This is a genomic window from Lelliottia sp. CFBP8978 (genome assembly GCF_034046055.2).
Classification (GTDB): domain Bacteria; phylum Pseudomonadota; class Gammaproteobacteria; order Enterobacterales; family Enterobacteriaceae; genus Enterobacter.
In genome coordinates, this window is record NZ_CM188253.1 from 2,907,313 (window position 1) to 2,930,664 (window position 23,352).

Annotated in this window: 20 protein-coding genes and 1 tRNA gene; 8 read left to right on the forward strand and 13 right to left on the reverse strand. The window is 53.4% G+C overall.

Features of this window, described 5'->3' with window-relative positions; all coding sequences use genetic code 11:
- Complete coding sequence (gene yejF / locus SOM82_RS13700; protein ID WP_320459764.1) at positions 1 to 1,590, forward strand: microcin C ABC transporter ATP-binding protein YejF; 1,590 nt, start codon at positions 1 to 3, stop codon at positions 1,588 to 1,590.
- Positions 1,591 to 1,593: 3 nt separating this feature from the next.
- Here yejF and SOM82_RS13705 read toward each other — a convergent pair whose 3' ends face one another.
- The 3 genes from SOM82_RS13705 to rsuA form a co-directional block, all read right to left on the reverse strand.
- Entirely contained in the window at positions 1,594 to 1,938 is a 345-nt protein-coding gene (locus SOM82_RS13705) for a YejG family protein (protein WP_320459763.1), read from the reverse strand.
- A 334-nt stretch (positions 1,939 to 2,272) separates the two neighbouring features.
- Positions 2,273 to 3,469: a Bcr/CflA family multidrug efflux MFS transporter gene (locus SOM82_RS13710; protein ID WP_320459762.1), complete on the reverse strand. Its 1,197-nt coding sequence runs from the start codon at positions 3,467 to 3,469 to the stop codon at positions 2,273 to 2,275.
- 15 nt (positions 3,470 to 3,484) lie between these two features.
- Positions 3,485 to 4,192, reverse strand: coding sequence for a 16S rRNA pseudouridine(516) synthase RsuA (gene rsuA, locus SOM82_RS13715; RefSeq protein WP_154127400.1), 708 nt, complete (start codon positions 4,190 to 4,192; stop codon positions 3,485 to 3,487).
- A 151-nt stretch (positions 4,193 to 4,343) separates the two neighbouring features.
- Here rsuA and radD point away from each other — a divergent pair, with 151 nt between their 5' ends.
- Together radD and rplY are read left to right on the forward strand one after the other, a co-directional pair.
- Entirely contained in the window at positions 4,344 to 6,104 is a 1,761-nt protein-coding gene (gene radD / locus SOM82_RS13720; protein WP_320459761.1) for a DNA repair helicase RadD, read from the forward strand.
- 124 nt (positions 6,105 to 6,228) lie between these two features.
- Entirely contained in the window at positions 6,229 to 6,513 is a 285-nt protein-coding gene (gene rplY, locus SOM82_RS13725) for a 50S ribosomal protein L25 (protein ID WP_154127402.1), read from the forward strand.
- A gap of 50 nt (positions 6,514 to 6,563) precedes the next feature.
- Here the strand turns inward: rplY and yejK are convergent, their stop codons facing one another.
- Positions 6,564 to 7,571 (reverse strand): nucleoid-associated protein YejK, encoded by a 1,008-nt coding sequence (yejK, locus tag SOM82_RS13730; protein WP_154127403.1) that lies wholly within the window; start codon positions 7,569 to 7,571, stop codon positions 6,564 to 6,566.
- 133 nt (positions 7,572 to 7,704) lie between these two features.
- On the opposite strand from yejK, the gene SOM82_RS13735 reads away from it, so the two are divergent.
- The 3 genes from SOM82_RS13735 (at position 7,705) to SOM82_RS13745 (ending at position 9,860) form a co-directional block, all read left to right on the forward strand.
- Positions 7,705 to 7,932, forward strand: a complete 228-nt coding sequence (locus tag SOM82_RS13735; protein ID WP_001135586.1) for a YejL family protein — start codon at positions 7,705 to 7,707, stop codon at positions 7,930 to 7,932.
- Positions 7,933 to 7,951: 19 nt separating this feature from the next.
- Positions 7,952 to 9,712 carry an LPS biosynthesis-modulating metalloenzyme YejM gene (gene yejM, locus SOM82_RS13740; RefSeq protein ID WP_320459760.1) on the forward strand — a complete coding sequence of 587 codons (1,761 nt, stop codon included), beginning with the start codon at positions 7,952 to 7,954 and terminating at the stop codon, positions 9,710 to 9,712.
- Between the two features lie 71 nt (positions 9,713 to 9,783).
- A tRNA-Pro gene (locus SOM82_RS13745) sits at positions 9,784 to 9,860 on the forward strand.
- A gap of 487 nt (positions 9,861 to 10,347) precedes the next feature.
- Here the strand turns inward: SOM82_RS13745 and SOM82_RS13750 are convergent.
- Together SOM82_RS13750 and SOM82_RS13755 are read right to left on the reverse strand one after the other, a co-directional pair.
- A complete protein-coding gene (locus tag SOM82_RS13750) occupies positions 10,348 to 10,602 on the reverse strand; it encodes a hypothetical protein (RefSeq protein ID WP_154127405.1) in 255 nt (84 codons plus the stop codon).
- 556 nt (positions 10,603 to 11,158) lie between these two features.
- Positions 11,159 to 11,419, reverse strand: coding sequence for a DUF2534 family protein (locus tag SOM82_RS13755; protein ID WP_154127406.1), 261 nt, complete (start codon positions 11,417 to 11,419; stop codon positions 11,159 to 11,161).
- Positions 11,420 to 11,621: 202 nt separating this feature from the next.
- On the opposite strand from SOM82_RS13755, the gene eco reads away from it, so the two are divergent.
- Positions 11,622 to 12,131 (forward strand): serine protease inhibitor ecotin, encoded by a 510-nt coding sequence (eco, locus tag SOM82_RS13760; protein ID WP_320459759.1) that lies wholly within the window; start codon positions 11,622 to 11,624, stop codon positions 12,129 to 12,131.
- Between the two features lie 35 nt (positions 12,132 to 12,166).
- On the opposite strand, the gene mqo is transcribed toward eco, so the two are convergent.
- Positions 12,167 to 13,822 (reverse strand): malate dehydrogenase (quinone), encoded by a 1,656-nt coding sequence (gene mqo, locus SOM82_RS13765; protein WP_154127408.1) that lies wholly within the window; start codon positions 13,820 to 13,822, stop codon positions 12,167 to 12,169.
- A 190-nt stretch (positions 13,823 to 14,012) separates the two neighbouring features.
- On the opposite strand from mqo, the gene SOM82_RS13770 reads away from it, so the two are divergent.
- On the forward strand, positions 14,013 to 15,314 hold the full coding sequence (locus tag SOM82_RS13770) for a SulP family inorganic anion transporter (protein WP_320459859.1): 1,302 nt from the start codon (positions 14,013 to 14,015) through the stop codon (positions 15,312 to 15,314).
- Here SOM82_RS13770 and mgtE read toward each other — a convergent pair.
- From mgtE to SOM82_RS13800, 6 genes are all read right to left on the reverse strand, one after another.
- The gene (gene mgtE, locus SOM82_RS13775) at positions 15,277 to 16,713 is read right to left on the reverse strand and encodes a magnesium transporter (protein ID WP_154127409.1); all 1,437 of its coding nucleotides are present in this window, start codon (positions 16,711 to 16,713) and stop codon (positions 15,277 to 15,279) included. The genes SOM82_RS13770 and mgtE overlap by 38 nt on opposite strands.
- A 136-nt stretch (positions 16,714 to 16,849) precedes the next feature.
- Positions 16,850 to 18,493, reverse strand: coding sequence for a multidrug ABC transporter permease/ATP-binding protein (locus SOM82_RS13780; RefSeq protein WP_320459758.1), 1,644 nt, complete (start codon positions 18,491 to 18,493; stop codon positions 16,850 to 16,852).
- A 76-nt stretch (positions 18,494 to 18,569) separates the two neighbouring features.
- Positions 18,570 to 19,220, reverse strand: a complete 651-nt coding sequence (gene alkB, locus SOM82_RS13785) for a DNA oxidative demethylase AlkB (protein WP_320459757.1) — start codon at positions 19,218 to 19,220, stop codon at positions 18,570 to 18,572.
- Positions 19,220 to 20,284 (reverse strand): bifunctional DNA-binding transcriptional regulator/O6-methylguanine-DNA methyltransferase Ada, encoded by a 1,065-nt coding sequence (gene ada / locus SOM82_RS13790; RefSeq protein WP_320459756.1) that lies wholly within the window; start codon positions 20,282 to 20,284, stop codon positions 19,220 to 19,222. Before ada ends, alkB begins: the two co-directional genes overlap by 1 nt.
- 72 nt (positions 20,285 to 20,356) lie before the next feature.
- Positions 20,357 to 21,412, reverse strand: a complete 1,056-nt coding sequence (gene apbE / locus SOM82_RS13795) for an FAD:protein FMN transferase ApbE (RefSeq protein ID WP_320459755.1) — start codon at positions 21,410 to 21,412, stop codon at positions 20,357 to 20,359.
- A 116-nt stretch (positions 21,413 to 21,528) separates the two neighbouring features.
- Complete coding sequence (locus SOM82_RS13800; RefSeq protein ID WP_154127414.1) at positions 21,529 to 22,659, reverse strand: porin OmpC; 1,131 nt, start codon at positions 22,657 to 22,659, stop codon at positions 21,529 to 21,531.
- Positions 22,660 to 23,352 lie beyond the last annotated feature (693 nt).

A 23,352-nucleotide genomic window follows, 5' to 3' on the forward strand; every position in this document is an offset into this window, starting at 1 on the left:
ATGACCCAGCCCCTGCTCAGTATCGACCATCTTTCCATTGCGTTTGCCCAGCAAGGCGAAACGCGTGAAGTGGTTCGCGATCTTTCGCTGCACATTCAGGCCGGAGAAACGCTGGCTCTGGTAGGCGAATCCGGTTCAGGGAAAAGCGTGTCGGCACTTTCGATTTTACGCCTGCTCCCCTCGCCTCCCGCCGTGTATCCACAGGGCGATATTCTTTTCCACGGCCAGTCATTGCTGCATGCCGATGAGCAGACCCTGCGTGGCATACGTGGCAACAAGATTGCGATGATTTTCCAGGAGCCGATGGTGTCGCTCAATCCGCTCCACACGCTGGAAAAACAGCTGTATGAGGTGCTTTCGCTGCACCGCGGAATGCGTAAAGAAGCCGCCAGGGGGGAAATGCTGGATTGCCTTGAACGGACCGGTATTCGCAACGCCGCTAAGCGCCTGGCGGATTTCCCGCACCAGCTCTCTGGCGGCGAACGTCAGCGCGTGATGATCGCCATGGCTTTATTGACTCGCCCGGAACTGCTGATCGCCGATGAGCCGACCACCGCGCTGGATGTCACGGTGCAGGCGCAGATTCTGCAACTCCTGCGCGAGTTACGCGACGAACTGAACATGAGTCTGCTGTTTATCACGCATAATCTCGGTATTGTGAAAAAACTGGCGGACAACGTGGCGGTGATGCAAAACGGTCGCTGCGTTGAACAAAATACCGCGACCGCGCTGTTTCATGCGCCGCAGCATCCGTATACCCAGCGCCTGCTGGACAGTGAGCCGTCCGGCGATCCTGTCCCTCTGCCCGCACAGAGCGAGCCCCTGTTGCGCGTCGACAATCTCTCCGTGGCTTTTCCGGTCCGAAAAGGCCTCTTCCGCCGGGTGGTGGATCAGACTCAGGTTCTGAAGAACGTCAGTTTTTCGCTGCGACCCGGCGAAACGCTGGGGCTGGTGGGTGAATCCGGCTCAGGGAAAAGTACCACGGGCCTGGCGCTGTTACGGCTGATTGCCTCGCGCGGTACTATTCTGTTTGATGGCAAACCGCTGCACAGCTGGAACCGCCGCCAGATGCTGCCCGTTCGCCCGCGAATGCAGGTTGTTTTTCAGGATCCGAACTCATCGCTCAACCCGCGGCTCAACGTTCTGCAAATCATAGAGGAAGGGCTGCGGGTGCATCAGCCCGAGCTTAACGCCCGGCAGCGTGAAGCAGAAGTGATACGGGTGATGCAGGAGGTCGGGCTGGATCCGGAAAGCCGCTATCGTTACCCGGCCGCCTTTTCTGGCGGCCAGCGCCAGCGTATCGCCATCTCCCGGGCGCTAATCCTGAAACCCGAGCTGATTATTCTTGATGAGCCAACGTCGTCGCTGGACAGGACCGTACAGGCTCAGATTCTGGCCTTACTGAAAGGATTACAGGAAAAGCACCGACTGGCCTATATATTTATTAGCCACGATCTACAGGTGGTACGCGCGTTGTGCCATCAGGTTATTGTGCTGCGTCAGGGAGAGGTGGTCGAACAGGGTGACTGCCAGCGCGTGTTTGCTGCACCGACGCATGACTACACCCGCCAGCTGTTAGCCCTGCGCTGACGTTCAGAAAGGGTGTTGACCCGAAAACGGCTCGGCGATCGCGACGCCAAAGTTCTTCAGACGGCAGGTCGCCGCAAATTCGTCCTGGCTTTTCACGAACAGGCACGGCTCGCCTTCGCACTCCAGTACCGAGCTATCCAGCTCGATATCGGTCAGCGCCTGGCTCAGTCGTTCCATCACTGGCCATGCATTTTCGTCGTCCGGGCTGAGTAATTTCAGCGCGACCAGACAATTCTCGCACTCATTTCCACTTTGCGGAATCGGTTCAACTTTCGAACCTGCAAAACCCGCCAGCCAGCGATAGCTTTGCGGCAAGCGATGGACAATGGAGAGTTGTAATGTATTCACTTTCTTTCCCCGGAAGCAAAAAATACTTCACAATTTATTTACATTTATTGTAACACATCGTCGCTTACCTGCTGTTTTTTTCATGAGAAACCCTTTCCAGCCGTATGTTACGGGCTTTAGCGTCTCATTTTTCAGGGCGTTATTATGTAAGTTACAGGCTCGCTTCGGCGCTATATGTACCCGTTTCTGCGATCTAACTCAACCTTTTTAACTACAACGATGTGACTTTTTACATAAATAGATTTTACATAAAATAAACAAACACGGGGTAAACAAACGTGAGTCTGGTTGATGCGTATCAAAAAAAGGGGCCGCTTTGGCCCCTTTTCATGCATCAGTTAGCCGATTTTCTGGGCCGACTGGCGTACAGACAGAAGAGAATCGAACAGGTCGCGCAAAATGCGATAGACCAAATCATCGGCCACGCGGTGTTAAAGGTGGCCATTGACAGCAGTGCGCCGACAATCGCGCCAATGCCAAAACGGAACGTGCCCGCCAGCGATGATGCGGTTCCGGCCATATGCGGGAATTCATCCAGGATCACCGCCATCGCATTCGACGACACCATCGACACGCAGCCGACAAAGGCCGCCACGCCGACGACCAATGCCCAGAAGCCAACATCGAAGAACGCGCTGAACACCATCCAGATCGCCATCACAAACTGGATCCACAGCCCCGCGCGGAACATGTTTAACGCCCCCACCCGACGAACAAAGCGGCTGTTAATGATGGTCATCACAAACAGGAACACAATGTTTAGCGCGAAGTAGTAGCCAAAATGCTGCGGTGAGACGTGGTTAATTTCGATGTAAACAAATGGCCCGGCGCTGAGGAATGAGAACATCCCCGCAAAGCTGAAGCCGCTTGCCAACATATAGCTGAGGACGCGCTTATGGCGAAACAGCGAAGCGAAATTACCGATTGTGGTACGGATGTGAAACTTTTGCCGACGTTCGACCGGCAGGGTTTCATCAATGAAAAAGAAGATCATCGCGGATGCCAGCAGAGCGGCGATCGCCAGGATCCAGAAAATGGCGTGCCAGCTAAGCCAGACCAGTACAGCGCCGCCGATCATCGGTGCCAGTAAAGGTGCAATCGTTGTCACCAGCATGACAAACGACATCATGCGGGAGAACTCTTCCTTCGGATAGATATCACGCATCAGAGCGTTAATCACCACGCTCGCGGCGGCTGCCGCCAGGCCATGGAAAAAGCGCATGACAATCAGCTGATCGATCGTTTGTGCCAACGCACAGGCCACCGCAGCACCCGCAAATACCAGCGTTCCCCCCAGGATAACCGGCTTACGGCCGATACTGTCTGCCATTGGGCCATATAACAATTGCCCGACGGCAAAACCGAGGATGTAGGTACTGAGCGTCATTTGCGCGCTGCCTGCCGGTACGCCAAACTGCGCGGAAATGACCGGGAGTGCAGGCAGATACATGTCGATAGACAGCGGCATCAGCATCGCCAGTAAACCCAGGATAAAAACAATGCTGATTGATGAGTGTGGCCTGGTGGTCACATTGTGCTCCTGAAATTAGCGTGAAGGCATGCCAACGCTGGCAATTTCTTCTTCCGTCAACGGGCGGTATTCACCGGGCTCAAGCTCGGGATCGAGTGCAATGTCACCAATACGTTCGCGATGCAGCCCCACAACACGGTTGCCAACGGCAGCGAACATCCGCTTCACCTGGTGGTAGCGCCCTTCGGTGATGGTCAGGCGCACTTCTGTTGGGGTGATGACCTCAAGAACGGCGGGTTTGGTCAGATCTTTTTCGTTATGCAACTGCACGCCACGAGTGAACTGCTCGGCGGTGTCGTCGGCAACGGGGGATTCGAGCATGACCAGATAGGTTTTTTCGCAGTGATGGCGCGGAGAGGTTATACGGTGCGACCACTGACCGTCATCGGTCATCAGCACCAACCCGGTGGTGTCAATATCCAGGCGCCCTGCCGCGTGGAGCTTATGCGCCACCGGTTCGTCGAGGAAATAGAGCACCGTCGGATGATCCGGGTCATCGGTCGAGCACACGTAGCCTTCCGGCTTGTTGAGCATGAAGTAGCGCGGGCCGTTCTGCTGGGTCAACGTGTTGCCGTCGAACTCCACCTCATGTTCTGGCTGGAGTTTGAAAGCACTATCTTTCACAATATCGCCATCCACAGTAACGCGGCTGGCGCGAATTTCACGCCCGGCAATAGCGCGGCTTACGCCGAGTTGCTGAGCGATAAACTTATCAAGTCGCATGAAATCTTTTTAGCCTTAATGGTGCTGGAAGTCGGACCACATGTCCGAAAAAGAAGCAGTCAAGAACTGTCCAGTATAGCGGTCTGGACGCGCCACTCAAGGGAAAAAGTTTCGTGGCATACTATGTGCGAGATAACAAAATCGAGAACCCATGACTTTTACACTTCGCCCCTACCAGCAGGAGGCCGTTGACGCCACCCTCGCCTGGTTTCGCAAACACACAGAACCCGCCGCTATTGTGCTGCCGACCGGTGCTGGCAAAAGTCTGGTGATCGCTGAGCTTGCACGTCTGGCGCGAGGCCGGGTACTGGTACTGGCGCACGTCAAAGAGCTGGTCGCGCAGAACCACGCCAAATACTGTGCGCTGGGGCTTGAAGCCGACATTTTCGCCGCCGGGCTGAAACGCAAAGAGAGCCATGGCAAAGTGGTGTTTGGCAGCGTGCAATCCGTGGCGCGTAATCTTGAACGGTTTCGCAGTGAATTTTCACTGCTGATCGTCGATGAATGCCACCGCATCAGCGATGATGACGACAGCCAGTATCAGCAAATCCTCACCCATCTGAAAACAGTAAACCCTCATGTTCGCCTGCTGGGCCTGACCGCCACGCCTTTCCGTCTGGGCAAAGGCTGGATTTATCAGTTTCATTATCACGGCATGGTGCGTGGCGACGAGAAAGCGCTGTTCCGCGATTGCATCTACGAGCTACCGCTTCGCTACATGATTAAGCATGGCTATCTCACCCCTCCGGAGCGTCTGGATATGCCAGTGGTGCAGTATGATTTCAGCCGTCTGCAGGCGCAAAGCAACGGCCTGTTTAGTGAGGCGGATCTGAACCATGAGCTGAAAAAACAAAAACGCATCACGCCGCATATCATCAGCCAGATTGAAGAGTTCGCCCGGACAAGAAAAGGGGTCATGATTTTCGCCGCCACGGTGGAACACGCGCGGGAAATCACCGGCCTGCTCCCCGCCAGTGACGCCGCGTTAATTACCGGCGAGACGCCGGGCCCGGAACGTGACACGCTGATCGAAGCCTTTAAGGCGCAGCAGTTCCGCTACCTGGTGAATGTGTCGGTGCTGACGACCGGGTTTGACGCCCCGCACGTCGACCTGATAGCCATTTTGCGCCCGACCGAGTCCGTGAGCCTGTATCAACAGATTGTCGGGCGCGGATTACGGCTCGCACCGGGCAAAACCGACTGTCTGATCCTCGATTACGCGGGCAATCCGCACGATCTTTATGCGCCCGAAGTGGGCACCCCCAAGGGAAAAAGCGGCAATGTGCCGGTGCAGGTCTTTTGCCCTGCCTGCGGCTTTGCGAATACTTTCTGGGGGAAAACCACCGCTGACGGCACATTGATTGAGCACTTTGGCCGCCGTTGTCAGGGGTGGTTCGAAGATGATGATGGCCACCGCGAACAGTGCGATTACCGTTTTCGCTTTAAAAATTGTCCGCAATGCAACGCCGAAAATGACATCGCTGCACGGCGCTGTCGCGAGTGCGATACGGTGCTTGTCGATCCCGATGACATGCTGAAAGCTGCGCTGAAGCTCAAAGACGCTTTGGTTCTGCGCAGCTCGGGAATGGCGTTGCAGCCCGGTGCGGATGAGAAAGGGGAATGGCTGAAAATCACCTATTACGATGAAGATGGCGCAGACGTCAGCGAGCGTTTTCGTCTGCACACGCCCGCCCAACGCATGGCCTTTGAGCAGCTGTTTATGCGCCCGCACACCCGCACGCCGGGCGTGCCGTTACGCTGGATCACCGTCGACGATATCGTTCAGAAGCAGGCGCTATTACGTCATCCTGATTTTGTTGTTGCGCGTAAAAAAGGTCAGTTCTGGCAAGTGCGAGAGAAGGTTTTCGATTATGAAGGCCGTTTTCGCCGGGCCAATGAATTACGAGGTTAACGGGACTTTTCATTGATGTGAGGCGCGATTGAGTATAAAATGCCGCCCGCTTCACATCCGTGAGGCAGAACACTTACCTGCTGCTGGGTCGCCTGTAGCAGGACTTATTTACAGAGAGAAATCAATGTTCACTATCAACGCAGAAGTACGTAATGTGCAGGGTAAGGGTGCGAGCCGCCGCCTGCGCGCAGCTAACAAGTTCCCGGCTATCATTTATGGTGGCGAAGCTGCTCCAGTTGCTATCGAACTGGAACAAGACAAAGTCTGGAACCAGCAGACTAAAGAAGGGTTCTACAGCGAAGTTCTGACTATCGTTATCGATGGTAAAGAAGAAAAAGTGAAAGTTCAGGCTGTTCAGCGTCACCCGTTCAAGCCAAAACTGTCTCACATCGACTTCGTTCGCGCGTAATCGCTGACAAGTTGAGAAAAACCCCGCGCTGCGGGGTTTTTTTATGTCTGCTATTTGCCGCCGGAAGTCCGACGTTGCAGCTGATCGCGCAGGTTTGGCGGCGTGCCTTTGATGGTCAACGTATCTGTCGCCGGATCCCAGAAAATACGCTCGCCCAGCAGCATGGCATCAAAATTGACCGTTAACCCGCCACCGCTTCCGGCAAACCTGGTAAGCTGACGCAGCGTGCTGCGATCGGCCGGGAAGCTCTCTTCCAGCTCATAGCCTTTATCCGCCGTAAACTCATGGAAGCTGACCTCGCTGACGCCTGAAAGCTCTTTCGACAGAGACTCCAGCTCAATCTCTTCACCCGCCTGAAGCTGTTCATTGCAGTAGCTGTAAACCTGCTGACGCACGTTCTGACGCTCAGATTTATCGAGCTGCGCTTCTGCGGTGAAATCATCGACAGCCTGCAGCAGCCCTTTGTTCTGCGCTTTCGCGTTCAGGCCTTCGCTGGCTCCCAGGAAATCCATAAAGAAGTCGGCGACTTTACGGCCCACGCGCCCTTTCAGGAAGGTCAGATAGCGGGTCGACTCCGGGTTGGTTTCCCATTCGGTTAAATCAATACGCGCCACGATATCGGCATGGTTGATGTCCAGATAGTGCGTCGAGCTGATATCCAGTTGTTCATTGACACGCATACTGCTCAGATTGTTGAGTACCGTTACCAGCAGATATTCCACCGCCAGATAGCGGTACTGGCAGAACAGGACGATGCCACCATCGGCAAACGGATACTTTGCCAGTTCGTCACGCAGACGCCCGGTCGCCGCTCGGCTGAAGGCCAGAAAGTCTTCTTCGCCCTGACGCTGCAAACGCAAGCTTTCAGCCAGTTCACTCTCTTCGTTGAACATGCCGTAGGCTTTATTTTTGGCGCTGTAAACGCGGTGTAGCTCCGCCATCATTTCCACAACGGTAGGCGTTGGTTCCAGTAACGAATCGCGAAGCACCAGCTCCAGGGTTTGCTCATCACGCTTGATAAGCTGGTGCAAAGCAATCTGGTTGATATCCAGACTCATGATAAACTCTCCTTTTAGACCGGCGGTATTCAACCACCACCAACGCATGTGTGCAACAGAAGATAAAAAAGGGGAAAAAAAGCTGTTGCTACGGTAATATGTTGCCCTTTCATCAACAAACTGATTTTGATTTATGCCACAACATTCCCGCTATAGTGATGAACACGTTGAACAACTGCTCAGTGAGCTGGTCAACGTACTTGAAAAACATAAAACGCCGACCGATCTCTCCCTGATGGTTCTGGGAAATATGGTCACCAACCTTATCAATACCAGCGTTGCTCCGGCTCAGCGTCAGGCGATCGCAAAATCATTCGCCCAGGCATTGCAGTCTTCAGTCAGCGACGACCAGGCGCACTAAGGGAAACGAACGACAGTCTATGGTGACGAATCGTCAGCGCTACCGCGAAAAAGTCTCCCAGATGGTAAGCTGGGGGCACTGGTTTGCCCTGTTCAACATTTTGTTGGGCATGGTGCTGGGCAGTCGTTATCTGTTCGTGGCCGACTGGCCAACGACGCTGATCGGGCGTATCTACTCCTGGGTGAGCGTTGTTGGGCACTTCAGCTTTTTAGTTTTCGCCACTTATCTGCTGATTCTGTTTCCTCTGACGTTTATCGTCATGTCGCAGCGGCTGATGCGGTTCTTATCCGCCATTCTTGCCACCGCTGGAATGACCCTGCTGCTGATCGACAGCGAAGTTTTCACTCGCTTCCACCTGCATCTCAACCCGGTTGTCTGGGAACTGGTGATCAATCCCGACCAGAACGAAACCGCACGTGACTGGCAGCTGATGTTTATTAGCGTGCCCGTCATTCTGCTGATTGAGATGCTGTTTGCCACCTGGAGCTGGCAAAAGCTGCGGAGTTTGACCCGCCGCCGTCACTACGCCAAGCCTGTCGCCGGGCTGTTTTTTGTGGCGTTTATCAGCTCGCATATTATGTATATCTGGGCCGATGCGAACTTCTATCGCCCGATTACCATGCAGCGCGCCAATTTGCCGCTCTCCTACCCCATGACGGCGCGTCGTTTTCTTGAAAAACACGGTCTGCTGGATGCGCAGGAGTATCAGCGTCGTCTGGTAGAACAAGGCAATCCGGAAGCCGTGTCGGTTCAGTATCCGTTGAGTGACCTGCGCTATCGCGATATGGGCCAGGGCCAAAACGTATTGCTGATTACCGTCGACAGCCTGAACTATTCTCGCTATGAAAAACAGATGCCTGCGCTTGCTGAATTTGCAGAGCAGAACATCAATTTCACTCAGCATATGAGTTCGGGGAATAACACCGATGCGGGTATTTTTGGCCTGTTCTACGGTATCTCTGCCGGCTATATGGACGGCGTACTGTCAGCCCGCATCCCGGCTGCGCTGGTTACCTCACTGAATCAGCAGGGATATCAGCTTGGGCTGTTCTCCTCTGACGGATTCAGCAGCCCACTCTATCGCCAGGCGCTGCTGTCTGATTTCTCATTACCTGCGCCACGCAGTCAGTCCGACCAACAGACTGCCAGTCAGTGGGTTAACTGGCTCAATCGTTATGCCCAGGAAGACACGCGCTGGTTCTCATGGGTCGCGTTGAATGGCACCACGCTTGATGACAGCAATCAAAAAGGCTTTACGCGCCGCTATAGCCGTGCCGCAAGTGATGTCGATGCGCAGATTGCGCGCGTCATAAGCGCATTGCGTGACTCCGGTAAACTGAATAATACGGTGGTGATTATTACGGCAGGTCACGGCGTACCGTTGGGTGACGAAGCGAAGAATATGAACTGGTCGCGCCCTAACCTTCACGTTCCGCTGGTCGTTCACTGGCCGGGTACGCCTTCGCAGCGCATCAACATGCTGACCGATCATAAGGACGTCATGACGACGCTGATGCAACGGTTGCTGCACGTGAGCACGCCGGCAAATGAATACTCGCAGGGACAGGATCTGTTCAGCGCCACGCGCCGACACGACTGGGTGACTGCAGCCAGCGAAAATACGCTGGCGGTGACAACCCCTGTACTGACGCTGGTGCTCAACAGCAACGGGAATTACCAGACCTATAATCTGCAGGGTGAGAAAATACACGACCAGAAACCGCAGTTGAGCTTACTGTTGCAAGTGCTGACTGACGAGAAACGGTTCATCGCTAACTGATTAATTTTAAATCAGTTAGCGTAGCAGGCTCTTGCATTCAGCAAGTAAACGGGTACTATATTTTTCTGCATCGGCACGTAGCGCAGCCTGGTAGCGCATCGTCATGGGGTGGCGAGGGTCGAGAGTTCAAATCTCTCCGTGCCGACCAAAATTTAAAAAAAACCAACCTTTTACGGTTGGTTTTTTTATGTCTGCAATTTAGAGATAATGAGCGACGAGAGCCCCTCTTGAGTCATACCGCCAGCGCCCGGACCGACGCAATAATCATACCTGGCGACAGTGTCTTTAATTTTTTGACAGCGCCTATCCGACTCTCCATTTTCACCAGAACAGCGCTGACTCAAAATAATTATCTAAGACAATATTCCTGTGCTCAATGCCGCACCGCGTGAACCGAGCAATTAATCTATTCTGAAGTTGTTCAGCATTATTCATCTCATAATCCTGTTAATTTTTTTCGCGAAAATAACCACCTTATTACTATGGGAAATCAACAGGTTTTTCCAGAAATTCCGATTGTAAGGCAAAACCAAAACAGATATCGGACGTGGGATTTCTGTAAGCAATAAAAAGCCCTGCCTGGCGGCAGGGCTGTCATGATTTCACATTTATACAGAATACGAGATGCTCAGGCGTTAGTATTTAATGTCTCGCGCTTCCTGTCGACCATCTTGTTTCGACTGATGCTTATCCTGACGGCAGTCGTGATTACTTTGATCGTTGCTGACTACACACGAGCGTTTATCCTGGCGGGCATCCTGACGCGTGTCCTGGCGGGTATCACGTGCGTCACGGCGCTGCGACCCTTGCTCGGTTGCTGACGCAGTGAAAGAGTAAAAAGCTGAAAGCACGATTGCCAGCAGAACAAATTTTCCCGGTTTTGAATTCATTTAACGATTCCCTCGATAAATTGAAAATAGTGATTGCGCTGCCCCCGGACCCCCACGGGTAACCTGATAACAAACAGTAGTTCTCTCAGGTAAGCAGAGGTGGCGCGGACTGCACTTGCTGGTTTACGCCAGCGACCCAGATTATGAGTTGCTCTCTTTTTCTGTGAGCCTGTCGCAGCTAAAAAAGCATACAAGCATAATCTGAGTGTTCAGCGCGGATGATAATTAGTGGGCTCGCTTTATCACAGGAATAAACATTCTATTTCTGGACAATAAAGGTGGTTGCGTAACTGATTCTCTCATCCGTACAGCATCCCCGAGAGCAAATAATCAGCGTCTCGTTTACACTCAACAGATCGCCAAAAGGCCATCAAATGATGGCCTTTTGTGGTTCATGAATACGGCTATTGCTTATATATGAAGCCCGGCAACGGATGTGATCCCCGCTGAAATCGGTGAACCAGAGGCCGGATGACAGGAACCTGACACCGGGAAAGGCGACCACGAAGCCCTCTTGCTCACGCCCGCAGGCTGGCTTGATGATGGTCGCCGGAGTTTAGCGTTTCTCGCTGCCGCCAAGGAAAAATATCCCCAGTGGAATGGCAAGGAGAATAGTGAATACCATGCTGTAAACAAAGATCATCGCCGATTGCAGTACAAACATGCTGGTCGTCCACTCAGAGAGCGGAATGTTGTACTGTTCAATAACACCGACAATTGTCGCTCGCCCAACGCCTGCGGCGGCAATCATAAACACAACGAACAGCGCCAGTAAAAACTTCCTGCCTTCCGGGGTTTTAAGCTTTGCGCGAACCATGTCTTTTCCCTTTACAGATGACTAACATTATTTTGCGCTAACCCTAACACGATCGCTTCATTGATTCCATACCAGCATTTAAACCTAAACAAAGAGCAAACAGGCAGTGCAATTAACTATTCAAAAAGAAAATATAGGTAAATCCAACCGTCTAAGCCGGGGCACTGTGCTAGTCTTTCACCCATCGTTTGACATAAAAGGAATGACTGTGAAAAACGCACCTAAATTTGCCCTTGCCCTGCTGACCGCTGCCTGCATCAGCACCAGCGCCTTTGCCAGCGACAATCAGAACACGCAGCCGCTGGAAAAAATTGCGCCCTACCCTCAGGCAGATAAGGGCATGAAGCGCCTGGTTATTCAGCTCCCGGTTCAGGAAGATGAGTCAGCCTTTAAGGTTGAGTTGCTGATTGGTCAGAATCTGGAAGTAGACTGCAATCAGCATCGCCTTGTCGGCAAACTGGAGAGCAAAACGCTGGAAGGCTGGGGCTACGACTATTACGTCTTTGATAACGTGACATCTCCGGTTTCAACCATGATGGCCTGCCCGGATGGGAAGAAAACGCAGAAGTTTGTGACGGCGTATCTCGGTGATAACAGCCTGCTGCGCTATAACAGCAAACTCCCGATCGTTGTGTACACGCCCGAGAACATCGACGTGAAATACCGGGTCTGGAAAGCAGACGAGCAAATCGAAAACGCCGTCGTGCGTTAAAAAAAGCCGGGTAGTCATACCCGGCTTTTTTGTCCTCAGAGCGCGATATCCGCGACCGGTTTAGATTCCGGCTGAGGTTTTGCTTGCGGTTGTGCCTGAGGCGCAACGTCAGCAGTTTGCGGTTTTTCGTATTTGAGCTGCAGCACGCCGCTGGTATATTCCAGCTCTTGTTCCGTCGCGGCCACGTTACCGTTCAGTTTGGTGCCGTAAGACGGAATGATGTTTTTCAGCTTCGCCTGCCATTCCGGGCTGGCGACTTTATCCTTAAACACTTTTTCCATCAGATGCAGCATGATAGGCGCCGCAGTGGATGCCCCAGGCGACGCGCCCAACAGTGCTGCAATAGTCCCGTCTTTATCGCTCACCACTTCCGTTCCCAGGCGCAGCACGCCGCCCTCTTTCGGATCGCGTTTGATAATTTGTACGCGCTGACCTGCCTGCCATAAACGCCAGTCGGCTTTCTTCGCCTGCGGGTAATATTCCTGCAATGCCGCAAAACGGTCGTCATCGGAGAGCATCACCTGGCTAATCAGGTATTTCACCAGGTCAAAGTTATCCAGACCCACATCCACCATCGGCATAACGTTTGAGGTGGTTGTCGAGCTCAGCAGATCCCACAGAGAGCCATTTTTCAGGAATTTAGTGGAAAACGTCGCGAACGGTCCAAACAGCACCACGCGTTTGCCGTCCAGAATACGGGTATCAATATGCGGGACCGACATTGGCGGAGCACCCACCGAAGCCTGACCGTATACTTTTGCCAGATGGCGATTCACCACTTCCGGGTTATCAGACACCAGGAACTGCCCCCCTACCGGGAAGCCTGCATAGTCGTCAGCTTCAGGAATACCCGATTCCTGCAGCAACTTCAGCGCAGCGCCACCGGCGCCAATAAAGACGAATTTCGCCTTAATGACATGTTCGGCTTCGTTATTTTTCAGATCGGCAACCGTCACGCTCCAGCTGTTATCCGCATTGCGCTTAAAGCCGCGCACTTCGGTGCTGAGCTGCAGATTGAAGTTATCTTTCTTCTGCAACGCGCCCACCAGCTGACGGGTAATTTCACCGTAGTTGACGTCGGTTCCGATCTCGGTGCGTGTTGCGGCAACCTTCTGGTTCGCATCGCGCCCTTCCATGACCAGCGGCGCCCACTCTTTAATCTGAGCGTGATCTTCCGAGTATTTCATCCCGCGGAACAGGCTGCTCTGCTGCAACGCGGCATAGCGCGCACGCAGGAAATTCACGTTTTCATCGCCCCACACAAAGCTCATGTGCGGAACCGTATTAATGAAAGAGTGCGGATCATGCATCACGCCGCTGTTGACCTGATGTGACCAGAACTGGCGGGAAATCTGGAACGCTTCGTTGATCTCTACCGCTTTCTCGATACTAATGGAACCGTCCTTTTTCTGCGGCGTATAGTTCAGTTCCATGAGTGCCGAGTGGCCCGTACCGGCGTTGTTCCAGCCATTCGAACTTTCTTGTGCGACCCCGTCCAGGCGTTCAACCATGGTCATCGACCAGTCCGGCTGCAGTTCCTGCAGATAGGTTCCCAGAGTGGCGCTCATAATGCCGCCGCCAATTAATAGAACATCCGTTTCCTGCTCTTTTGGGGTGTCAGCCTTCGCCGCCATTGAGACGACGTTCAGCCCCACGGCCAGTGAAAAGAGCATGGCAGTCATTTTTTTCATCATTTATGCCTTACTTGTAGTCGTGCTTTTTACGTGGAAATTGCAGGTGAAATAAGCTGCGGGGCAACGGTAACAACTTTTAAATATTGTTTAAAGGTTAAGAAATTATTGTAATTGTGAAATTAAATGTTTGAATAATTGTAGGGGCTTTGAAATTGTCGTCTGGCAAACCGCCGCTTTCCCCGCTACTATGCTGCACTTTGTGATCGCGCGCACGGAAGCCTGCCCTAACCTGCGAATATTTATGTCATTACCTCACACTTCAGCCCTGACGCCCGATGATGGCCGCGTCGCGAGCGTGCTCCGCTCACCCAAATTATTGATGCGCGAGACGCTGGCGGGTGTCATTACCGCGCTGGCTTTGATTCCAGAAGTGATCTCATTTTCCGTGGTCGCGGGCGTTGACCCGAAGGTGAGCCTGATTGCCTCGGTCGTCCTCTGCCTGGCCCTTTCCGTCTTCGGCGGTCGCCCGGCGATGGTGACAGCTGCTGCCGGCTCGGTCGCGCTGGTGATTGGCCCAATGGTGCATCAGCACGGCGTTCAGTACATTCTGCCGGCCGTGATCCTCGCGGGTCTCATTCAAATCCTGTTTGGCGCACTGGGTATGGCGCGGCTGATGCGCTTTATTCCTCAGTCGGTGATGACCGGTTTTGTTAACGCCCTTGGCATTTTGATCTTTTTTGCCCAGGTACCGCATTTCTGGAGTAAAAGCCCGCTGATCGTTGGCCTGTTTGTACTGACACTCCTTATCGTCTTATGGGCCCCCCGGTTCATTAAAAGTGTTCCGTCACCGCTGATTGCGATTGTTCTGCTGACCCTGTTCACCGTGATCAGTGGGCAAATCCTGCCGACCGTCGGTGACGAAGGCTCGATGAGCGGAGGGTTACCCGGCTTCACGCAACTGCTGGTACCGCTGGATCTCCATACGCTAAGTATCATCTGGCCCTGCGCGCTGAGTATCGCCTTTGTCGGTCTGATGGAGTCTTTGCTGACGGCAAAACTGGTGGACGAGCTGACAGCAACGCCTTCCAGCAAACGTCGGGAAAGCATCGGCCTGGGCGTTGCCAATATCATGTCGGGTTTTTACGGCGGGATCGCCGGTTGCGCCATGATCGGGCAAACAATCGTTAACGTTGAGATGGGGAAAGGACGCAGCCGGGTGTCGACGCTCGCAGCGGGTCTGGTTCTGTTGATTCTGGTTACCGGACTGAGCGAAGTGATGGCCAAAATCCCCATGGCGGTGCTGGCCGGGATTATGGCGATTGTGGCGTTCAAGACCTTCAACTGGCACAGCATTCAGCCGGGAACCATGAAAAACGCGCCGATCGCCGAAACGCTGGTGATGCTGGTGACCGTTGCAGCCACCGTTTCAACCGGCAATCTGGCGATTGGCGTGCTGGGCGGGATCGTTGTGATGGCAATAATCCCGGCCCGTATCAAACGTAAGTCCGCGACTACATCAGGAAAATCGTCGCCAGACCCAGAAAAATAAAGAAACCGCCGGTATCGGTAATGGCGGTGATCATGACGCTCGACCCCACCGCGGGGTCGCGTCCTAATTTGGTCATCGTCAGCGGGATAATTACCCCCATCATCGCCGCCACCAGCAGATTAAGCACCATCGCCAGCGTCATGACGCCCCCCAGGGCCATATCATCGTACAGCCACCAGGTGACCCCCCCCATAATCCCGCCCCACACCAGGCCGTTAATCAGTGCGACCCCGACTTCACGCAGGATCAGGAAGGTAAAGTTTCCAGGCTGAATGTTTTGTAACGCCAGCGCTCGCACGATCATTGTGATGGTCTGATTACCGGTATTTCCGCCAATCCCGGCGACAATCGGCATCAGAGAGGCCAGCGCGACCAGCTGTGAGATGGTGTGTTCGAAGCCGTCGATGACACGCGAAGCGATAAACGCCGTACACAGGTTTATCGCAAGCCACGCCCAGCGGGTTTTGACCGCCTTACTGACTGGCGCATAAACATCCTCCCCGGCGCTGATCCCGCTCATCGCGCGCAAATCGTTGTCGGTTTCTTCATACACCACGTCAACGATCTCATCGATCGTCACACGCCCCATTAGTATGCCAACGGAATCGACCACCGCGGCGCTGATCAGGTTGTCACGCTCAAAGGTTCGGGCGGCTTTTTCTGCATCATCTTCCGGAGAGAAAACCATCGGCTCGGTATCCATCACCTCGCTGACCCGGCGCTGCGCGCTGTTCAGCAGGATGGATTGCAGGGTGAGCTCGCCGAGCAGCGTTTTGTCGCGCGAGGTAACGAACAATTTGTCGGTGTTTTCCGGCATTTTTCCCAGACGGCGCAGATAGCGCTGAACGGTTGCCAGCGTGACATCCGGGCGCACCATAATCACCCCGAACTCCATGATCGCCCCGACGCTGTTCTTCTCAAAGTTCATTACCTGCCGCACACGGGCGCGTTCATCGGCAGGCAGTGACGCCAGCAACCGTCCGGTCAGGTTACGCGGCAGGTGTTGAACCAGATAGATCTGCTCGTCGATATCCAGCGTTTGCAGGGCATCGAGAATATCGCGGTCGCTCATCTCATCAATCAGATCGTCCCAGACGCTTTCAGAGGCTTCCACCAGCACCTGTCCACGCTCATGATTCTGCACCAGCCGCCATAACGCATGACGTTCTTCTGAGGGGAGTGCTTCCAGGGTATCCGCGAGATCTGGCGGCGGCAGATGGGCAACTAACGCCCCTACCTCAGCAATATCGTCGGCGAGAGTACCGACGTCATATTGCTCAGCCAGGGTCAATTTACCTGATAATGCCGAAGTGACCGCTTTATCAGTGGTGAGCAGCCAGATGAGTCGGGCACGCTCCTGATCGCGCAGCCTTGCGCTGTTTTTATTTATGACAGACATCAATCATCAATCCACAAAATGAGATGGCATTAAGAATAGCGCGGGGATATGTAAATGAGTATAAACAGCAGGGTGAAATGGGTAAAAATGCAGCTATTTTACGACGTTAATGCCGGGCGAACCCGGCATTCTGATGTTATGCCGTCCTTGCGACCGCATCACGCGAGGCGGCATCGCGTTCTTCACCGGTCAATTCGCTTAGCTGACCGTCACGCATCTCCAGCAATCGGTCGGCGTGAATGAAGTAGTGATCGTCATGGCTAATGGCGAAAATGGTTTTCCCCATCTCTTTCATCAGCGGCAGCAATACCTGATAAAACTCGCGGCGGAAGTGCGGATCCTGATCAGCAGCCCATTCATCCAGCAGAATAATGTCGCGCTCTTCTGCCAGTGCCAGCAGCAGCGCCACGCGCTTTTTCTGTCCTTTTGACAGCCTGAGATTGAGGATTTTTCCGTCCTGAAGCTCCAGCTTATGCGACATTTTCAGTTGCTCGATCCACTTCGCCACCAGCTCCGGTCGCGCCTGTTGGCCTTCCGACCCTAACAGCTGATCAAACAGCCACACGTCCGTAAAGACGGCAGAGAAAAGCTTGCGATAGTCTTCCGGTTTTTCAACCGACAGCGGTTTGCCGTCCAGCAGAATTTCACCCGATTGCGGTTGATATAGTCCGGTCAGCAGCATCGCCAGCGTCGATTTACCGCTGCCGTTCCCCCCAATCAGGAACACCAGCTCGCCGCGATGGAGAGTCAAATTGACCGGTCCGACCGCGAAATTATTGTCCTGATAATGGAACGTGACGTTACGCAGCTCCAGCGTTTTCCAGTTCGGGAACGCTTCAGGGCGCGGGAACTCCGGGCGGAACGGGGCGAGCGCAAATTGATTCAGTTTTCTGAACGCCACCTGCGCACTCAGCAGGGTCGGCAAAGCCCCCACGGCAGAAAGCAGCGGCGTGCGTAAGAACAGCAACGTCAGCGAGTAGGTTGCCGCCACGTTAGTATCCGCCCAGCCAAGGCTGTTCGCCATCCAGAATACCAGGCCAATCGCCCCCAGCATCATGATGTTCGACCAGTTCACTGCGCTCAAATGGTAGGTATCGGCACGGATAATATGGTGACGGTACTCGCGGGCATCAGGAATATAGAGATTATTGAAAATATGCTCAGCGCGCTCGCGGTTCAGGGTCAGCTCTTTACGCCCTTCCAGCACCGTCTGATAGTCGTTATAGAGCTTGTCTTCTGTTTCGCGCAGCACCGCCATATGCTTATAGACGCGCGCCACCAGAAGATAGCCGCCCCAAATAGTGACCACAATCCACAGTGCCGTGACCGCTAACATCTTGGTGGAGAGCCAGGCCAGATACGCTGCCGATCCAAAAGTGAGAATGATACCCTGCACCAGTTCAGGCAAGCGTACAAAAGCAATGGTAATCGCACGCACATCACTGGTCAGCCCCGCCAACAGTGACGCACTTCCCAGCTGCTCGATGCGTTCAACCTGAGTATCAAGAATACGTTTGATAAATTCGCCGCGCAGACGATAAACAAAATGGTGTCCCAGCGCCGTCAACGCCAGCTGCGATGCCAGCGTCACCGCCATGAGCAGCAGTAACAGGCCGAGGAATTCCGGCAAGACGGACAAAGTCGTATCGACCATTTCAATCAGGCGTACGTTGATAAACGCGATCAGGCCAATACCCAGCGCGGCACTGGCAAGGCTCAGCGCCATCACCGCGACAAACGGCCAGCGATACTGACGCCAGACAAGGAGAAGTAGTTGCATGCAAAGCGATCCGGACAAGAAAAAACAGCCAGCAGTGTAAACTGCCCGACGCTCACATCAAGAATAATTCTTATTTTTATTCGTTATTCGATGCCTGGCGGAAGGTCAGGTTATAGCGGTACTCACCCGCTTGTGGATGAACACCCGGTTTAAGCGGTTGTATACCGTGATAAAAGAGCCGTGATTCTCCGCCCCATATCACCACATCGCCATGCTCAAGCATCAGACGTTTGAGCGGATCGTTGCGACGTAAACCGCCAAACTGGAAGACGGCAGGCAGGCCCAGCGAGACTGAAACGATGGGGGCCCGCAGGTCAGGTTCATCCTTATCCTGATGTAGCGACAGTTTCGCGCCCGGCGCGTAGCGGTTGATCAGACACGCATCGGGCTGAAAATCCGGGTATCCCGCCGCAACTGCCGCATCATGACAAAGCGCGCCGAATACTTCGGGGATCGGCGGCCAGCGACGGTGGGTCAGCGGATCGACGGGGGAATAGAGATAGCCCCGATCGTTGGTCGTCCAGCCCAACGCCCCGCAGTTGGTCATTGCCACCGACATGGTATAACCGCCGGGAGTCACCATATGACGAAACGGTGAGCGCGCGGCAACTGCGTCGATAGCCTCGAAAATCGCCGCCGTACGCGCAAGCGCAAAGCGGCGCAGGATCAGTGCTCCGGGAGCCAGCAGCTCGTGCCAGGGATCGCTATCGGCAAAAAGATCGAGCATTATTCCTCCTGGTTTTTAACCTCACGTTGCAGCAGCTGCGCTTTGCGCGCCGTCCCCCAGCGATAACCCGACAAACCGCCGTCATGACGCACCACACGGTGGCAAGGAATGATAATTGCCAGTTTGTTGGCCGCACAGGCTCCCGCCACCGCACGCACCGCGCTGGGTTTACCTATCGCGTTGGCGATCTGCTGATAACTCGCCGTCTGCCCGCACGGAATGGCGCGCAGCGCTTGCCAGACCTGTTGCTGAAAGGCCGTCCCGCGAATGTCCAGTGGCAGGGCCAGGGCGACACGTTGGTCATCCAGACTGCGGATCACCTGATGGATACGCTGCGCAAATTCGCCTTCAAGCGATTCAGGCTGCGCCTGAGGAAAGAGCGACCGCAGCTCTTGAATCAGCGGCTCGTCACTGTCTCCCAGCAGTATCGCGCAAATTCCGCGTTCGCTTTCGGCGACCAGGCAACGACCCAGCTCACATTGACTCGTGGCGTAGCGCACCGTCACGTCGTGACCGCCGCTGCGATACTGTTTCGCCGTCATGCCCAGCGTCTGGTCCGCTTTTCGGTAATAACTGCTGCAGTCAGGGAATCCCGCCGCCAGGAGAGAATCCGTCACTTTTTCCCCCTGCGAGAGCGCACTGCGCAGACGCCTGGCACGCGCCGCCTGTTGCCAGGCTTTTGGCGTCATTCCCGTTACGGATTTAAACAAGCGGTGAAAATGAAACGGACTCATGGCGACCCGCTCTGCCAGGGCTTCCAGCGTCAGGGTTTGCGCCTGCTCCAGCAGGCGGCAGGCTTTTTCAACTTTGGCCACCTTATGGGCCTGTGGATCGGCCCGGTCCGGAAAACAGCGCTTACAGGGACGAAATCCCGCCCCTTCAGCCTGACGGGAATCAGAAAAGAAGCGGACGTTCTTGCGCAGCGGATGGCGGGCCCGACAGGATGGACGGCAAAAAATGCCGGTTGTCTGAACGGCAAAGACAAACAGGCCATCCGCGTGGGGATCGCGGGCCAGCAGCGCCTGCCAGCGATCTTCATCAGTGTTCAGTGTCAGGTTTTGCATAATGGACTCCTCTTACAAGCATACTCACACAATGCCTGAGTGCCACTGGACAAAAACCCGCAACCTTGCTTTTTAATTCGCTTCGCTAATCAGGAAGCTTTTAAACTGCGGCGACATCCAGGTTTTGAAGGTGTCCCCTTCTTTGGTGATCATATACACCGCAAGCCCTTCCTGGCGGACCACCTGCTTAGCCTTTTCCGGTCCGAGCACCATCAGCCCCGTATCCCAGGCATCAGCTTCAAGCGCAGTGGGGGCGATAACCGTCACCGAAACCAGATTGTGTGCGATCGGGCGTCCCGTTAGCGGGTCGATAACATGCGACACCCGCTTTCCGTCCAGCTCGTAGTAGTTACGGTAACTGCCGGAGGTGCTGATACCGTGGCCGTTGATATCAACAACCGCCTGCACCGCATTTTGACTGTCGGTCGGCTTTTGAATCGCCACCCGCCAGGGTTGCTGACTGGCATTCACCCCACGGCTGACCAGCGCGCCCCCGACGGAAACCAGATAGCGTGAAATACCCTCCTGGCTCATCAGAGTGGCCAGATGATCCGCTGCGTAGCCCTCTCCGACCGTTGAGAGATCGACAAACAAATCGGGAATGTCTTTTTGCAGATACTGTTGTCCGTACTGGTTCATGACCGTGAGGTGTCGCAAGCCGGTACGGGCACGAGCATCGTCAATCTGGGCCTGATCGGGGATTTTAACCGGTTGTTTATCCGGGCCAAACCCCCAAAGATTGACCAATGGCCCGACGGTAATATCCATGGCGCCGTTGGTTTTATAGCCGACATGTAAGGCTTCAGTGACGATATCGGCCATCGCCTCACTCACTGGCCAAAGAGAGGTGCTGTTCGACAGATTAAACCGCATCAGCGCAGAGTCGTTTTTATACGTTGAAAGCAGCTGATCGTCGGCATCAAGCTGCGTCTGGATTTTAGCGCGAAGTTCATCCGCCCGATGTTTTTCAATATTCACGAGACTGACGCGCCAGAAAGTCCCCATGGTTTTCCCTTCCAGCACGGTGGCTGCAGGCGCGTCTGCTTTCGCCGCCGGACCGGAAGAGTCGCAGGCAGCCAAAAAGAAAAACGTCGCCAGAAAGCCGACTCGCAAAAAAGTTATGTCCATTCGTTATTATCCTCATGCCAGGGCGGCAAGAGTATACCAAAACGAGTCATGGGTAAGAGCCTAAAAAATGGATAGAAAAAGGGGCCAGTTGGCCCCTTTTTGTTACTGAGAGTGTCTTAGAACTGGTAAACCAGACCCAGAGCAACGATATCGTCAGTACCAATACCCGCCTGTTTGGTGAAGGTGTTTTCATCCAGCAGGTTGATTTTGTAATCCACATAGGTGGACATATTTTTGTTGAAGTAGTAAGTCGCGCCAACATCCACATATTTCAGCAGATCCTGATCGCCGAAGTTGGTGGTGTTGTTGCTTACGTCCTTACCTTTAGACTGCAGGTAAGCAACGGAAGGACGCAGACCGAAGTCGAACTGGTACTGAGCGACCACTTCAAAGTTCTGCGCTTTGTTTGCAAAACCGTAAATATCAGAAGGACTGCTACCGTTAGAAGTACCAAAACGAGTGGCGTTGTAAGTCTGAGAGTATTGCGCTGCCAGATAAACGTTGTTGGCATCGTATTTCAGGCCGCCGCTGTACACTTCAGCGTGGTCGCCTTCGCCGTATACACCTGCTGCATTTTGGTCAGCAGTACGTTTAGAGGAAGACATTGCACCGCCAACGCTGAAGCCTTCGCCCAGGTTGTAGGTCAGAGATGCGCCATAGCCGTCGCCGTTCTGTTTCAGCAGGCTACGACCGCCAGTAGAGTCGTTTTCACCGCTTACGCTGCCATTTTTGCCCTGGTATTGCAGAGCAAAGTTCAGGCCATCGACCAGACCAAAGAAATCGTTGTTACGGTAAGTTGCTACACCGTTACCACGAGATTGCATGAAGTTGTCAGCACCGTAGGTGTCACCGCCAAACTCTGGCAGAACGTCGGTCCAGGACGTTACGTCGTAGATCACGCCGTAGTTACGACCGTAATCGAAAGAACCTGCATCACCAAATTTCAGACCCGCGAAGGCCACACGAGTCCAGGACTGGTTGTCGCTTTCAGAGGTATTACCCTGAACCTGGTATTCCCACTGGCCGTAACCGGTCAGCTGATCGTTAACCTGAGTTTCGCCTTTGAAGCCGATACGCATATAGGTCTGATCGCCGTCAGCGCCTTTGTCATCGGAGAAATAGTGCAGACCGTCGACTTTACCGAACAGATCTAATTTGTTGCCGTCTTTGTTGTAAATTTCAGCCGCATTTGCTGCGCCTGCTACCAGCAGAGCTGGTACCAGGAGGGACAGTACTTTAACTTTCATTTTATTAACCCTCTGTTATATGCCTTTTTATGCCTTATTATTACCACTGCTTACTGATTAACCCTCTTAACCAGTCGGCAAGTTCATTCTCCTCAAAATTACAGAATAATCCAATGCGAATATGCTACTAAAACTTTGAAGATGTTTCATTTATCCGTAAAGATGTTTCCATTTGTAAATAACAAGGAACTTCTCGATAGCACAAAGAGCTAAAAAATATAGCACTTAAAATCAAAGAAAAAAAATAAAGTATACTAATCATAAGGATATGAAAAAATACATTACCGCACTGATTGTCAAAACAAAAAACACTGAGATCACTAAAATAACTCCCGCTATCATCATTAACTTTATTTATTACCGTCATTCAGTTTTGAATGTCTGTTTATCCCAAATTCAACCGAGTGCAATGCATTCGGTTTTTTTTACGCTTCTTTACGTAAAAGAATTCTTTTGTGCTACCGTACTGAAATTGTAACGACTATTAATTAATCTCCGTTCGCCGTTTAATTCCCTCTCCTCTTATTTAACAAATCTTAATTTCTTGTTAATTAGTGCTATTTTTTCATTTAATCGACAATTATTTGTACAGAACGGTTCTGTTTGTACACTTTTACAACGGATAAGCGGAGCAATCGTCAGCGGCGAAAAAGTCCCTGTTAGCCGGACCGGGATGCTGGAAATTCGGATATT